This window comes from Candidatus Stoquefichus massiliensis AP9 (genome assembly GCF_000455285.1).
GTDB classification, from domain to species: domain Bacteria; phylum Bacillota_I; class Bacilli_A; order Erysipelotrichales; family Coprobacillaceae; genus Stoquefichus; species Stoquefichus massiliensis.
Genome location: NZ_HG005290.1, coordinates 129,903 through 143,696, shown reverse-complemented (window position 1 = coordinate 143,696; position 13,794 = coordinate 129,903). Strand labels below are relative to the sequence as shown.

The 13,794-nt window shown below is 30.7% G+C and carries 12 protein-coding genes and 1 other annotated feature; all 12 genes read left to right on the top strand.

The features are described 5' to 3' along the window. Window positions 1-222 precede the first annotated feature (222 nt). The 12 genes from BN350_RS11890 (at window position 223) to radC (ending at window position 12,575) form a co-directional block, all read left to right on the top strand. Window positions 223-1,146, top strand: coding sequence for a hypothetical protein (locus tag BN350_RS11890; protein ID WP_028043796.1), 924 nt, complete (start codon window positions 223-225; stop codon window positions 1,144-1,146). A 64-nt stretch (window positions 1,147-1,210) separates the two neighbouring features. Continuing rightward, window positions 1,211-2,491 (top strand): trigger factor, encoded by a 1,281-nt coding sequence (tig, locus tag BN350_RS11885; protein ID WP_028043795.1) that lies wholly within the window; start codon window positions 1,211-1,213, stop codon window positions 2,489-2,491. A gap of 118 nt (window positions 2,492-2,609) precedes the next feature. Continuing rightward, on the top strand, window positions 2,610-4,934 hold the full coding sequence (gene lon, locus BN350_RS11880) for an endopeptidase La (protein ID WP_028043794.1): 2,325 nt from the start codon (window positions 2,610-2,612) through the stop codon (window positions 4,932-4,934). A gap of 87 nt (window positions 4,935-5,021) precedes the next feature. Further along, complete coding sequence (gene yihA, locus BN350_RS11875; RefSeq protein ID WP_028043793.1) at window positions 5,022-5,612, top strand: ribosome biogenesis GTP-binding protein YihA/YsxC; 591 nt, start codon at window positions 5,022-5,024, stop codon at window positions 5,610-5,612. 56 nt (window positions 5,613-5,668) lie between these two features. Further along, entirely contained in the window at window positions 5,669-5,974 is a 306-nt protein-coding gene (locus BN350_RS11870; RefSeq protein ID WP_028043792.1) for a PTS sugar transporter subunit IIB, read from the top strand. 60 nt (window positions 5,975-6,034) lie between these two features. Continuing rightward, a complete protein-coding gene (locus tag BN350_RS11865; RefSeq protein WP_028043791.1) occupies window positions 6,035-6,757 on the top strand; it encodes a LysM peptidoglycan-binding domain-containing protein in 723 nt (240 codons plus the stop codon). Further along, the gene (locus tag BN350_RS11860) at window positions 6,754-7,659 is read left to right on the top strand and encodes a hypothetical protein (RefSeq protein ID WP_028043790.1); all 906 of its coding nucleotides are present in this window, start codon (window positions 6,754-6,756) and stop codon (window positions 7,657-7,659) included. The genes BN350_RS11865 and BN350_RS11860 overlap by 4 nt, the downstream gene beginning before the upstream one ends. Window positions 7,660-7,688: 29 nt before the next feature. Continuing rightward, window positions 7,689-7,893: a binding site (T-box leader), on the top strand. Between the two features lie 35 nt (window positions 7,894-7,928). Next, window positions 7,929-8,612 carry a DMP19 family protein gene (locus BN350_RS11855; RefSeq protein WP_028043789.1) on the top strand — a complete coding sequence of 228 codons (684 nt, stop codon included), beginning with the start codon at window positions 7,929-7,931 and terminating at the stop codon, window positions 8,610-8,612. After that, the gene (locus tag BN350_RS11850; protein WP_028043788.1) at window positions 8,593-11,211 is read left to right on the top strand and encodes a valine--tRNA ligase; all 2,619 of its coding nucleotides are present in this window, start codon (window positions 8,593-8,595) and stop codon (window positions 11,209-11,211) included. The genes BN350_RS11855 and BN350_RS11850 overlap by 20 nt, the downstream gene beginning before the upstream one ends. Before the next feature lie 105 nt (window positions 11,212-11,316). Next, on the top strand, window positions 11,317-11,481 hold the full coding sequence (locus BN350_RS20995) for a hypothetical protein (RefSeq protein WP_187117135.1): 165 nt from the start codon (window positions 11,317-11,319) through the stop codon (window positions 11,479-11,481). A 67-nt stretch (window positions 11,482-11,548) separates the two neighbouring features. Further along, window positions 11,549-11,908, top strand: coding sequence for an SPOR domain-containing protein (locus tag BN350_RS11840; protein ID WP_028043787.1), 360 nt, complete (start codon window positions 11,549-11,551; stop codon window positions 11,906-11,908). Next, window positions 11,901-12,575 carry a RadC family protein gene (gene radC, locus BN350_RS11835; RefSeq protein ID WP_028043786.1) on the top strand — a complete coding sequence of 225 codons (675 nt, stop codon included), beginning with the start codon at window positions 11,901-11,903 and terminating at the stop codon, window positions 12,573-12,575. Before BN350_RS11840 ends, radC begins: the two co-directional genes overlap by 8 nt. Window positions 12,576-13,794 lie beyond the last annotated feature (1,219 nt).

Genomic DNA, 13,794 nt, shown 5'->3' with positions numbered 1-13,794 from the left:
ATTTCTGTGTCTATTATATCATGAATACCTTTATGAAGTAAATTTCTTTTCTTCTTATTCTTTACAGTAAAAATCCAAAAGTTGTAGAGATATAATGAATATATATTTTTTATTTATATATGATATTGTGTAAATATCAATAAATGAAAATATTTTGAGTTTTATTTGATTAAAGGATATATATTTGATAGAATGTCTATTGCAAGTCAAGGAGGTGGGATAATGATTGAAGAATTGATTCAAATGGGTGAATATGCACAAGCACTTTCTATGTTAAATGATATGAATGATGAAAATACACGATATTTACGTTTGGTATGTCTTGTTGGATTAGGTGAGTTTCAGCAAGCCAAGGCTGAGGGGGCATGGGCGAAAGCAAATGCGAAAGAAACATATTATGATGTTATTTCTATGTATGTGACAACATTAAAGGAATTAGGCGATTTTGATGAAGCAATTGAAATATTAATTGAAGAATTATCGATGCCTTATATACCATATCAATATGAGATGTTATTTAATGCAGCTTATGATCAGGTTCTTTTAGATAAGCAAGAAGCGCATTTTGAAGTTGAATCTAAAAATCAGATTTTTTCAATTGAAGAGATAGATCAGATTTTAAAGAAAAAAGAATGTAATGAAGATTTATTATATATGGCTATTGATCAACTGCAGCAATTAAATGTGAGATTGTTAATATCAACAATCCAAGAATATCTTATGAGTCCATATCGCCATTTTTTTGCCAAAACATTATTAATTGAAATTATGATTGATCAGCAGGTAGATGAAGATTTGGATGTAGAAAAATTTGGAAATATATATTCTATAAATCCGAGTTACATGCCTTTAGTTTTGGAACAGCCTCAATATACTGGGATAGCACATTATCTAGAAAATGTTATCGAATCAGAAAATCCGGCATTATTAGAACAATGTATAGATTTTTTAGAATATATTCTTTATGCATTTTATCCACGTGAGATTTATGATAATGAATATAATGTATGGGCTGCTGCAATACATTATTATGTGGCAACATTACAATCAATAGATGTTGACTTGGAAGATTTAGAAATCGTATATTATTGTGATAAAAATGATGTTGAACAGCAAATTTTAGCACTCAAGCAAATAGAGTGTTAAAACAGTTGCATTCTCATGATGTTTCATGTATAATATGCGTGTTGAAATAATGGAGGAAGTATAAATGGAAACAGTTTGTAACAAACTTGAAAATTGTATGATGGAAGTTAAAACAACTTTCACTACTGAAGAATGGAAAGATGCTCAGAAGAAAGCATTGAACAAATTAGCAAAAAATGTAAAAATTGATGGATTTAGAAAAGGACATGTCCCTGTTCAAATGGTTAAAGCAAGAATTGGAAAAGCTGCTATTTTGGAAGAAGCAACTGATGTTATTTTGCAAAAAAGTTATGCTGCTATCTTATTAGATAATGGTATTCAGCCAGTTGGACAACCAGAAGTGAAAATCGATGAATTAACTGAAGATGTTTTAAAAATAACTGTCACTGCACCTGTTGCTCCAGAAGTAAAATTGGGAGAATATAAAGGGTTAGATGTCAAAAAAGGACAAGTGAAAGTTACTAAAAAAGAAATTGAAGAAGAATTAAAGAATTATCAAAATCAATTTGCTGAACTTGTTATAAAAGAAGAAGGAACTGTTGAAAATGGTGATACAACAGTTATTGATTATGATGGTTATAAAGATGGTGTTGCTTTTGATGGTGGAAAAGCTGAAAACCATGAATTAGAAATTGGGTCTGGAGCGTTTATTCCAGGATTTGAAGAACAACTTATTGGAATGAAAGTTAATGAAGAAAAAGAAATTAATGTTACTTTCCCAGAAAACTATCAAGCACCTGATTTGGCTGGACAAGAAGTTGTCTTTAAAGTAAAGGTTCATGAAATTAAGTCTAAGGTATTACCTGAAATTGATGATGAACTTGCTAAGGATGTTAATATTGATGGTATTGAAACATTAGCAGATTTAGAAACTTATACTAAAGAACAAATCAAAAATAGAAAACAAAGTGAAATTGAATCTAAGTTTAGTGATGATATTTTTAACGCAGTTATCGAAAATACTCCATTAGAAGTACCAGAAGCAATGATTGCAACTGAAACCGATCAAATGTTAAAAGAAGTAGAACAAAATCTATCTCAACAAGGTATGAATTTAGAATTGTTCCAGCAATTAACAGGTAAGACAATGGATGATATGAAAGCTGAAATGAGAGAACAAGCTGAAAAACGTGTAAAATTTAATTTAATTTTGGCTGAAATTGTAAAAGCTGAAAACATTGAAGTTAGTGATGATGAAATTGATGAAGAAATCAAAGAAATTGCTACTTACTATGGTAGAGAATTTGATGAAGTTAAGAAAATTTTTGAAGGTCAATTAGGACAAATCAAATCTGATTTAGCAACTCGTAAGGCTGTTCAATTAATCAAAGATAACGTGAAATAAGACGCCTAATGCGTCTTGTTTTGTTAAGGCGTTTGAATGGACAAAGGTAACATTATTCTATATAATAATGTCAATTGGATGAGTTTATATTTCATCTTTGTAAAGGAGGTCATGAATTATGGAAGAATTAGATATTGTTGTTGATTTACCTATCATTTGTACAAGAGGCATGATTGTTTTTCCTGCACATGAAATTTCTTTAGATGTTGGAAGAAGTTTTAGTTTAAAAGCAATTGAAAAAAGTATTAATGAATTCGATGAGAATATTGTTTTTATATCACAGAAGAATCCTATTGATGAAAACACTGATTATGATCATGTTTTCCATTTTGGGACTTTGTGTAAAGTTAAAAGAAGAATTAAAAGAGATAATCACGGAACAATTAAGTTGACTGTTGAAGGACAAAAAAGAGTTGAAATTTTAAGTCTAGAAGAAAAAGATGGTTGCTTATTTTCAAAGGTGAAGTATTTAGAAGATATAACTGGAGAAAAAACTGAAGAGGTGGCATTAGTTCGTAAAGTTACTGAACAGATGCAATCTATGAACAAAAATTTACAAATGTTTCCACGTGAAGTCTTTTCTAATTTATCACAGGGTATGAGTGCAAGTGCATTGGCTGATACTATTGGTCAATATATTAATGTTGAATTACAGACTAAACAGAAAATACTTGCTGAGTGTGATATTAACAAACGTCTTTTACTTGTTTTAGCAAGTATGGAAGAAGAAAAAGTTATTAATGAATTAGAAGAAAAAATCAATATTAAAGTGAAAGAAAGTATTGATGAAAATCAAAAAGAGTATTATTTAAGAGAAAAATTACGTGCGATTAAAGAAGAATTAGGTGACACACCTAATAAAGAAGATGATACTGATTTTATTCGTGAAGAAATGAAATCAAAGCCATATCCTCAATATATTAAAGATAAGATTGAGGAAGAATTGCGTCGTTATGAGATGATGCCTGCAGCATCATCTGAGGCAAATGTTGTAAGAACATATATTGATTGGGTTATGAAAACACCATGGTATCAGGAAACAGAAGATGTTCAAGATATTAATGAAGTCGAGAAAATCTTAGATGAAGATCATTTTGGTTTAGAAAAACCCAAAGAAAGAATTGTTGAACATTTAGCTGTTAAACAAATGACTCATTCTTTAAATGCGCCCATTATTTGTTTGGTTGGACCACCAGGGGTAGGGAAAACATCTATTTCTAAATCTATTGCAAGAGCATTGGATCGAAAATTTGTGAAAGCTTCATTAGGTGGAGTTAAAGATGAGGCAGAAATTAGAGGACATCGTAGGACTTACTTAGGATCAATGCCAGGTCGTATTATTCAGGGAATGAAGAAGGCGGGTGTGATTAATCCTGTATTCTTATTAGATGAAATCGATAAGATGTCTAGTGATTATAAAGGAGATCCTACAAGTGCTATGCTTGAAGTGTTAGATCCAGAGCAAAATCAACTTTTCTCTGATAATTATATTGAAGAACCTTATGATTTATCTAAAGTTCTCTTTATTGCAACTGCAAATGATTTAGGAGGTATTCCTGAACCATTGAGAGATCGTCTTGAAATTATTGAAATTTCTTCTTATACAGAACAAGAAAAATTAGAAATAGCAAAACGTCATCTTTTGAAAAAAGAATTAGATAGACATGGATTAAAAACTGAACAATTAATTATTCCTGATGAAACAATGATGGCTATTATTCGTCATTATACACGTGAAGCAGGAGTGAGACAGTTAGAGAGATTAATTGCGCAAATCTGCCGTAAATCAGTTTTAAAGATATTAAAGAATCAAGGGATTACCTTAACTATAGAAAAGTCCAATTTAGAAGAATATTTAGGTAAGGCACCATTTGAACATACAAAGAAATTAGATAAACCTCAAGTGGGTGTTGTTACTGGTATGGCTTATACACAATATGGTGGCGACATTTTGCCAATTGAAGTTAATCATTTTAACGGAACTGGAAAATTTATTATTACTGGACAATTAGGTGATGTTATGAAAGAATCAGCATCAATAGCATTAGACTATATGAAAGCCAATCGTGAAAAATATGGATTACAGGATATCGCGTTTGATAAAGAAGATATTCATATACATGTTCCTGAAGGTGCTGTTAAGAAAGATGGACCTAGTGCCGGTGTGACTCTAACAACTGCTATATTATCAGCTTTTAGTAATCGACCAGTTCGTGATGATGTTGCTATGACTGGTGAAATTACTTTACGTGGACAAGTTTTGCCAATCGGAGGTTTAAAAGAAAAATCTATTTCTGCTCATCGAAGTGGAATTCGTACTATTATTATTCCAAAAGATAATGAAAAGGATATTGATGATATACCTCAATCAGTTCAAAAAGATTTAAAAATTGTTTTAGCTGATCATATTGATACAGTTTTAGAGAATGCTTTAGTAAAATAGGGTCTTTGGCCCTATTTTTTTCTAGTTATTTTTTGTTGATTATGTTAAGATGAACGTAGTCAGAATTTATGATGAAGGAGGAATTTGATGTATACAATAAAAAAGGCAGAATTTGTTTTATGTGCTGCTTGGAAATCTCAATGGCCAGATAATGATTTACCAGAAATATGTTTAGCTGGACGTAGTAATGTCGGAAAATCAAGTCTTATTAACACGATTACGAATCATGGTAAACTTGCTAAAGTATCTGGTACTCCAGGAAAAACAAGAACGCTTAATTTTTTTAATATTAACGATGAATTACGCTTGGTAGATGTTCCTGGTTATGGTTATGCTAAAGTTAATGATAAAATTAAAGAAACCTTCGGCGATATGATTGATACATATTTAAGAGAACGTGATACTTTAAAAGGATTAGTTTTAATTGTTGATTATCGTCATAAACCAACACGTGATGATATTGAAATGTATAAATATGCAAAATATTATGAAATTCCAGTTATTGTTGTTGCGACAAAAGAAGATAAATTAAAACGTAATGATCTCAAGAAAAATGAGAAAATCATTAAAGAGACATTAGACTTTGATAAAAATGATATGTTTGTGAAGTTTTCTAGTTTGTATAAAACAGGTGTTGATGAAGTATGGGAATGTATTTTGAAACTCTGTCAAAAATAAATTCTTAACAAACTTTAAATATTGTTGTATAATGTGGCTTAGGGGGGATATAAGAAATGATAAGAATCATGTTATGCTGTGCATCTGGAATGTCAACAAGTTTATTGGTTGAAAAGATGAAAAAAGCAGCAAAAGAAGAAAATATTGAAGTTGAAATTTGGGCAGTTGGTGCTAATGAAGTGAAAGCAAATGCAGATAAAGCTGATATTATATTGCTTGGTCCACAGGTTCGTTATGCACAAAAGAAAATTGAATCTGAAGCACCTGGTGTACCAGTAGCAAACATTGGTATGCGTGAATATGGTATGATGAATGGTGCAGCCGTTTTAAAACAGGCATTAGAAATTGTTGAAAAGAAGTAATGACTTCTTTTTTTTTCATAATTTGTATTTTTCTGCATACAGTTTCTTAGGAGGGAAAGTATGCAAAAAATATATTTTAAGAAATTAGTTGATTTGAATCATCAATTAAAAGAACTTGTATCTATCTCAGTTGATGAATCAATCAGTTATAAGATGGAAAATCAAGGTATGAGAGCAATAGGCAGTATTATGATTAATGGTGAATATAAAGATGATCAAACAAAAAATAGTTTTCATGAAACGATTGATTTGGATATTTTGGCACAATTTGATAAAATTACAGATAAACGTGATTTTCATGTAAAAGTAGAAGATTTTGATTATACGCTTAATGAAGGCAACTTAACATTGGTGATTCAAGCCTGTATTTATGGTGTGCAAGATGATGAAGACCGTGTAATTGAAGCATCCGCTATACCTGAAGTCTCTGTTGATGATGAAGATATTGCTTCCGAAATTGAAGAATTGTTGCGTGAAGAAGAAGTTATTGTTCCTATAGTTGAAGAATCACAGCCAACACCTGCAATCATCAAAGAACCTGTTACGTTGGAAAGTCCACAATTACCAGAAAAAACAATTAAAGAAAAAATGGAACATCATGATGAAGATGACGATGAAGATGATGAGGACCTTGGTACTTATTATTTGTACATTGTTCAAGATGGGGATAATTATCAGTCAATTGCTAATCGTTATCAGATTGATGAATATGCTTTGAAAGCTTATAATCATGAGCGACCATTGACTCAAGGGACAATTGTAATTGTACCATACTATTCATGAAAGAACTGATTTTAGACTACTATGGCATCCATGTCATTGGTTTAATTACTTTGGCGACAAATGTTTTAAAAATCAAGAGTCAAGAAGGGTATTTTGTATTAAAGATTGTCAATGATAAACATTTAGAAACTATGTATGAATATATTGAAACATTACATCTTGAATGTTTTACTCAAATTCTACTCAATAAGAATAATGAATATTTAACAATTTATGAGCAACATTATATTTATATCATGCCATACATTGATAATAGTCAGGGTATGCTTAAAGAAATGAAAATAAAATTTTATTTTGAGACACTTGCATATCTTCATTACCATAGTTTCTATTATACTAAGGTTAATAAACAATATTTTGAAACACTTAATCAGGATATATTGCTTATTATTAATGAACGTAGTGCTTATTATGATCAAATGATTCAAAACTTTGAAAATATTGCTATGCGTTCTCCAAGTCAATGGATGCTCGTTATGAACTATTATCGTATTTATGGTGCTCTGTGTAGTGCTCGACAGTATTTGTCACGTTATATGGAACATACTATTGATTATCATCAGATTCGTGTTTGCATGAATTATAAGCATTTTGATTATGATCATATTTCATTGAAAGAAAAAAGATTATTATCTATTGATAATGTTTGTATTGATTTGCCTATCTATGATTTGTTTGATATCTATCAGAGGATACCAGATATATTATTTGATTTAGATTGTTTTAGTGAATGCTATCTTAAGAAGATAGAACTTAAGGAAGATGAAAAATTATTACTTTGTTGTTTAATGAACATTGTTCCACTTATTGATTATTCGCAGGATGAAATAGAGAATATCATTAAATTATCAAGATTAATGTATTATTTAGACTCTGTTCATAACTTTATTGGACAATTGTAATTGACTTTAAAGTGATCCTTTGTTAAAATGATGATACATTGATGAGGAGGAGTACATCTTGTATTCTTATAGAGAGTCTCTGGCTGGTGAAAAGAGATAGAAGAAATGATGGAAGGTAGCCTCGGAGTATGTCTTTTGAATGAAATAGTAGAAAGACACGTAGAACTGCGTTAAAGTTTTGAGGTATACGTAAGTATATAAATTAAGGTGGTACCACGAACATTCGTCCTTATACGAATGTTCTTTTTTATTTGAAGGAGGAAAAAAAGATGGATTGGAAAATTATGTTGGTGTGGGTATTATTTATTGGTTCACTTGTGTTTCTTGGTTATTTCTTTATAAAAAGAATAAAAAAGAATAAGCAAATACAAAAAGAAGCACAAAGAGCTTATCAGGAAAGAAGAGAAAAATACACTTATTTAAAACCGGGTATTTTTGATGAATGTCCTAGAGAGGATGTTTCAGCAGCGGCTTTATTTCACTGTCTAAGAAAGGAAGCTGAGGATTTTGATCACTATTTTGAAAATATGACTCATCCTGAAATTGTTGTTTATGGGATTTATTTAGTGAGTTCTTCAATTGAAGGATCAGGTGGTTCTTTGCATAGTTTTTTCTTAAGTCCTGCGAATAAGCCATTTGTGCCAATGATAGTAGATATTTTTGAAGAAGTTGGTTCTCATGAAATTGCTGATTTAATGAGGGCAGCAAGACGCTTTGCAGAAATTATTGAAAATGATGAAGAAGATGATGAAAATGATCCAGATATGGGAGATTATACAAGATATAATTTTACTGATTTTACAAATGAGTTTATTGCAATGGTTAGTACAACAAATTTAAATGAAAAATTAATTAAGTATATTTTGGACCATAAGGAAGATTTTTATGATTATAATATTCCTGAAGAAACAAATGAGAACGGAGTTGAAGAGGATGAAGGAATTAGCGAGTAAATATAATCACAAAAAAGTTGAAGAAGGAAAATACAAGACTTGGGTTGATAGAAAATATTTTGAAGCAGGAGACATAACAAAAAAACCTTATAGTATTGTTATTCCACCACCTAATGTAACTGGAAAGTTACATCTTGGTCATGCTTGGGATACAACATTACAGGATATGATTATTCGTTATAAAAGAATGCAGGGTTATGATGCATTATGGCTACCAGGAATGGATCACGCAGGAATTGCAACACAGGCAAAAGTTGAAGCACGTATGCGCGAAGAAGGTATTTCTCGTTATGATTTAGGGAGAGAAAAATTCTTGGAAAAAGCCTGGTCATGGAAGGAAGAGTATGCTTCTATCATTCGCAGTCAATGGGAAAAATTAGGATTGTCACTTGATTACTCTAAAGAAAGATTTACTTTGGATGATGGATTGAGTGAAGCTGTTAAAACGGTTTTTGTTAAGCTTTATGAAAAAGGATTAATTTATCAAGGCGAACGTATCATTAACTGGGATCCAGTTCAAAGAACAGCTTTATCTAATATTGAAGTCATTCATAAAGAAATAGAAGGACATATGTATTATTTTAAATATCAAGTTGTTGAAACTCAAGAAACTTTAGTTATTGCAACAACACGTCCTGAAACTATGTTTGCTGATCAGGCTATCTTTGTTCATCCTGAGGATGAAAGATATACGCATCTTATTGGAAAACATGCGATTAATCCAGCTAATGGTGAGGCATTACCAATCATGGCTGATAAATACATTGATATGAGTTTTGGAACTGCTGTTATGAAATGTACACCAGCACATGACCCAAATGACTTTGCACTTGCTAAAAAATATCATTTAGCAATGCCTATATGCATGCATGATGATGGAACAATGAATGAGTTATGTGGGCGTTATGCAGGAATGGATCGTTTTGAATGTAGAGAAGCATTAGTCCAAGATTTCAAAGATGCTGGAGTCGTTGATCATATTGAGACACATATGCATCAGGTAGGACATTCTGAACGTAGTCATGCTATTGTTGAACCATATTTATCTAAACAATGGTTTGTTAAAATGAAACCATTGGCTGAAGCTGCTTTAGCAAATCAGCAACAGAACTCTAAGGTTCATTTTGTACCAGCTCGTTTTGAAAAGACTTTTTTACAATGGATGGAAAATATTGAAGATTGGTGTATTTCTCGTCAACTTTGGTGGGGACATCAAGTTCCTGCATGGTATCATAAAGAAACGGGTGAGGTCTATGTAGGGAAAGAGGCACCAGCTGATAGAGAAAATTGGAAGCAGGATGAAGATGTTTTAGATACATGGTTTTCCAGTGCTTTGTGGCCATTTTCAACATTGGGATGGCCTGATACTGAAAACGATTTGTTTAAACGTTATTTTCCAACAAATACATTAGTGACAGGTTATGACATTATTTTCTTTTGGGTATCTCGTATGATCTTTCAGTCATTAGAATTTACTGGCGAAAGACCTTTCCAGGATGTTCTTATTCATGGCTTAATTCGTGATGAACAAGGAAGAAAAATGTCTAAGTCATTGGGAAATGGCGTTGATCCTATGGATGTTATTGAGGAATATGGTGCAGATACATTGCGTTTCTTCTTAACGACGAATTCTGCTCCTGGAATGGATTTGAGATATATTCCTGAAAAACTTGAATCATCATGGAATTTTATAAATAAAATATGGAACTCAGCACGTTTTGTATTAATGAATATTGATGAAGATATGAAATACGAAGATTTAACATTTGATTATTTAAATTTATCTGATCAATGGATTTTAAATAGATTAAATGATGTTATTGCTTCTGTTGATGAAAACATGGATAAGTTTGAATTCGTAAATGTGGGTAGTGAGTTATATAGTTTTATTTGGGATGATTTCTGTTCGTGGTATATTGAACTCTCTAAAGTTCATTTAAATAGTGAAAATCAGCAAGAAAAAGCAGCAACACAAAATACTTTGGTATATGTATTAAATGCTATTGTAAGATTATTACATCCATTTATGCCATTTGTAACAGAAGAAATTTATCAATCAATCCCACATCTTGAAGAGTCAATCTGTATTTCAAGTTGGCCAACAATACAGACAGAATTAACAAACAAAACAATTAATGATCAGTTCCAATATCTATTTGATATTATTAAAGGAATTAGAAATATGCGTGCACAATATGTTATTAAAAACGCTATTGAAATTGCCTATAGTATTCAAACGAAGGATGAAGCATTAGAATCATTATTGCATGATTTATCTCCATATATTTATAAGTTATGTCATGCCTTATGTATAGGTTATAATGTAGATACATCAGAAAATGTAGCAACTGAGATGATTAAAGGTGGAAATGCTTTGATTGTTGAATTAGGAGATTATATTGATTTAAATGCTGAAAAACAAAAATTGGAGGATGAACTCAAAAAATTAATGAGTGAAATTAAACGTTGTGAAGGTATGCTTTCTAATCCCAATTTTATCAATAAAGCACCTGCATCAAAAGTTGAAGCAGAAAAAACAAAATTAGCAGATTATCAATCAAAATATGATGCTGTAAAAGAAAAAATCGAGAAAATGTAAAGTGAAATGAAAAAATTTCACTTTTTTTCATTTTTGAGAAGAAAAATGGAAAATAAATGCGTATATATATAGTATAGGGGCTAATAAATGAAAGGAAGGATAGATATGAAGGAATTAACTTTACAAGAACAATATGAGATTCAAGGTGGCTCACTTATAGGAACGGCATTATTATATCTTTTGTTGGGAGCTGGGATATATAAGATCTGGAAATCTAAGAGAGGACGTATATCTATACCACGACTTGTTAACATTGAATGGCGTAATTAATGATGTGAAAGGCTTTGGCCTTTCATATTTTATTCATATATGCATATATATGAAAGAGGTGATAAATATGAAATTTGAATGGAAGATTGTTATTATGGGAATGTTATTTTCAGTATTTTGTATATTGTTATTTACATATGGGACGTCATTGTCGCAAAAAACAATATATGTTTATCAGGTTGGTATTTATAAAGAGGAAAACAATAAAGATGATAAATTATCTGAACTTAAAGAGCAGGGGATTGAAGGCTGTTATTATCAAAAGGATGACCAATATTATGTTTTGTCAATAGTTAGTGAAGATCAAAAAGCAGTAGAGGAACAAGCAACAAAAATAAAGGGGATTATGAAATCATATCAGGTTGATTCACAGACATCAACTCAAGAATTATTAGATAATCTAGCGAAAGGAGTCACACATGATTAAATCATTACCAAAAGAGGAAAATCCAAGAGAGAAAGCTTTGATATATGGTATTGAGTCATTAAACAATGTTGAGTTACTGGCGCTCATTTTAAGAACAGGAAATAAGGAAGAATCAGTTCTGCAATTATCTCAAAGATTACTTAATGATATAGGTGGTTTTTCACAGCTTAACCATGTTTCTTATGCTGATTTAATTCAACTTAAAGGCATAAAGGAAGCAAAGGCAATAGAAATTTTAAGTATTATTGAAATAGCAAAACGACTTCAAGCAAATATTTCACCTGGACAATCATTAGTAACTCCAACTGATATATATCAAAGAGTAAAGAATAAATTAATGTTTTTAAAACAAGAACATTTTGTTATTTTATGTTTAGATAATAAAAATCGTGTTTTAAAAGAAAAAACGATTTTTATTGGTTCTATTAATATGAGTGTTGTAACTCCTAGAGAAGTTTTTAAAGAAGCTATTCATGTCAGTAGCGCAAAACTTGTTTTGTTACATAATCATCCTAGTGGTGATGCATTTCCTAGTGATGAAGATAAACAGTTAACAATACAATTCATCCAATTAGGAGAAATGATGTCAATAGAAATCATTGATCATTTGATTATTGGCTGGAATCAGTTTTATAGTTTTAAAGCTGATCAGATTTTCTATCAATAAAGAATTTGGTTTCGTCAAATGTTTTATAAATATATATGCTGATTGTGATATAATGATGGCGCAGATGTTTTCGAGGATAAAATGGTTATACATGTGATATGTATTCTTGTTTATTTTCTTTGTTTTATAGAAAGGAATTGATTATGCTTAAGATCACTATTTCCTCAACATGTGTCTATTATAAAGAGATATCTCTTGATGATGTATTGACTATTCATTATGATATTACTCTCTATAAGTCCATGCTTCATAAGCATTACGGATAAGCTTATTTAGACAATATAATGAATTCTCAATATCTTAAGAATATCTACAATACAGTTCACTATCTTCCATTAAGTGCCAACAGTAAAGCAAATAATACAATGATCTATTCAATTATGACTATATGAATAGATTTATGACTTATATCACAACCGATAAGACAAGAATCGCTTTTCCATTGTCATATTCCTATAGAGAAAAGGAACTTCAAAGAGTATTCAATCTTAAACATTCAATACTGGGAATGGCAGAGTGTTATACAATGGTTGACAAGGGGGCGGAATATTTTATCATCTAACGATATGACTAGACATTAATTATAGTGAATATATCTTTGATATGGATAAGGGTTCTGTCAAACAGATGAACAAGGCAATATGATTTATTACAGAGAAATTCCATTTGAATTATTTAATAAGACAACAAAGCAGAAAAACTGTAAATCAGTTATTAATGAAAATATAGCAAAAAACACTTATAATGATTATCACTATGACCATAATGTCTACGAGGGTTAGACATATGGTCATAGTAAACGTTAGAATCATCAAGAGAATAAATCAGTGTTATAGAAGAAGCAGATAGGCAGACTTACAGATAACGAATATTAGTCTATAGAAACCATAATATTATCCAGCGGGCAAGAAACCAACTGAAACTGGACTATTGTGATAATAAAGCAGTGGAATGTTGAAATTGTTCCTTTTCTTGTCAATAATGGTAATTTGATGTGAAATGAATTAATTTGATAAAATGCTTTTCTCGAATTGCTTTTTTTGACTCTAGATATTATAATGTATGAGACTAGGGGTGATATTTTGTATAAGAAGAATAATAAATGGAATAAACAAAATAAAAGAATTGTTATTGTTACCATTGTTTTGGTTCTTTTTTCGGTTATAACTTTAGTAACAAATCGATCTGCATCAGGAATTGAGACAATGTTCAAAGATAC

What these genes read in the sequence shown, in the direction of transcription:
- BN350_RS11890 (WP_028043796.1), top strand. Translation starts at nt 223, where the DNA reads ATGATTGAAGAATTGATTCAAATGGGTGAATATGCACAAGCACTTTCT.
- tig (WP_028043795.1), top strand. Translation starts at nt 1,211, where the DNA reads ATGGAAACAGTTTGTAACAAACTTGAAAATTGTATGATGGAAGTTAAA.
- lon (WP_028043794.1), top strand. Translation starts at nt 2,610, where the DNA reads ATGGAAGAATTAGATATTGTTGTTGATTTACCTATCATTTGTACAAGA.
- yihA (WP_028043793.1), top strand. Translation starts at nt 5,022, where the DNA reads ATGTATACAATAAAAAAGGCAGAATTTGTTTTATGTGCTGCTTGGAAA.
- BN350_RS11870 (WP_028043792.1), top strand. Translation starts at nt 5,669, where the DNA reads ATGATAAGAATCATGTTATGCTGTGCATCTGGAATGTCAACAAGTTTA.
- BN350_RS11865 (WP_028043791.1), top strand. Translation starts at nt 6,035, where the DNA reads ATGCAAAAAATATATTTTAAGAAATTAGTTGATTTGAATCATCAATTA.
- BN350_RS11860 (WP_028043790.1), top strand. Translation starts at nt 6,754, where the DNA reads ATGAAAGAACTGATTTTAGACTACTATGGCATCCATGTCATTGGTTTA.
- BN350_RS11855 (WP_028043789.1), top strand. Translation starts at nt 7,929, where the DNA reads ATGGATTGGAAAATTATGTTGGTGTGGGTATTATTTATTGGTTCACTT.
- BN350_RS11850 (WP_028043788.1), top strand. Translation starts at nt 8,593, where the DNA reads ATGAAGGAATTAGCGAGTAAATATAATCACAAAAAAGTTGAAGAAGGA.
- BN350_RS20995 (WP_187117135.1), top strand. Translation starts at nt 11,317, where the DNA reads ATGAAGGAATTAACTTTACAAGAACAATATGAGATTCAAGGTGGCTCA.
- BN350_RS11840 (WP_028043787.1), top strand. Translation starts at nt 11,549, where the DNA reads ATGAAATTTGAATGGAAGATTGTTATTATGGGAATGTTATTTTCAGTA.
- radC (WP_028043786.1), top strand. Translation starts at nt 11,901, where the DNA reads ATGATTAAATCATTACCAAAAGAGGAAAATCCAAGAGAGAAAGCTTTG.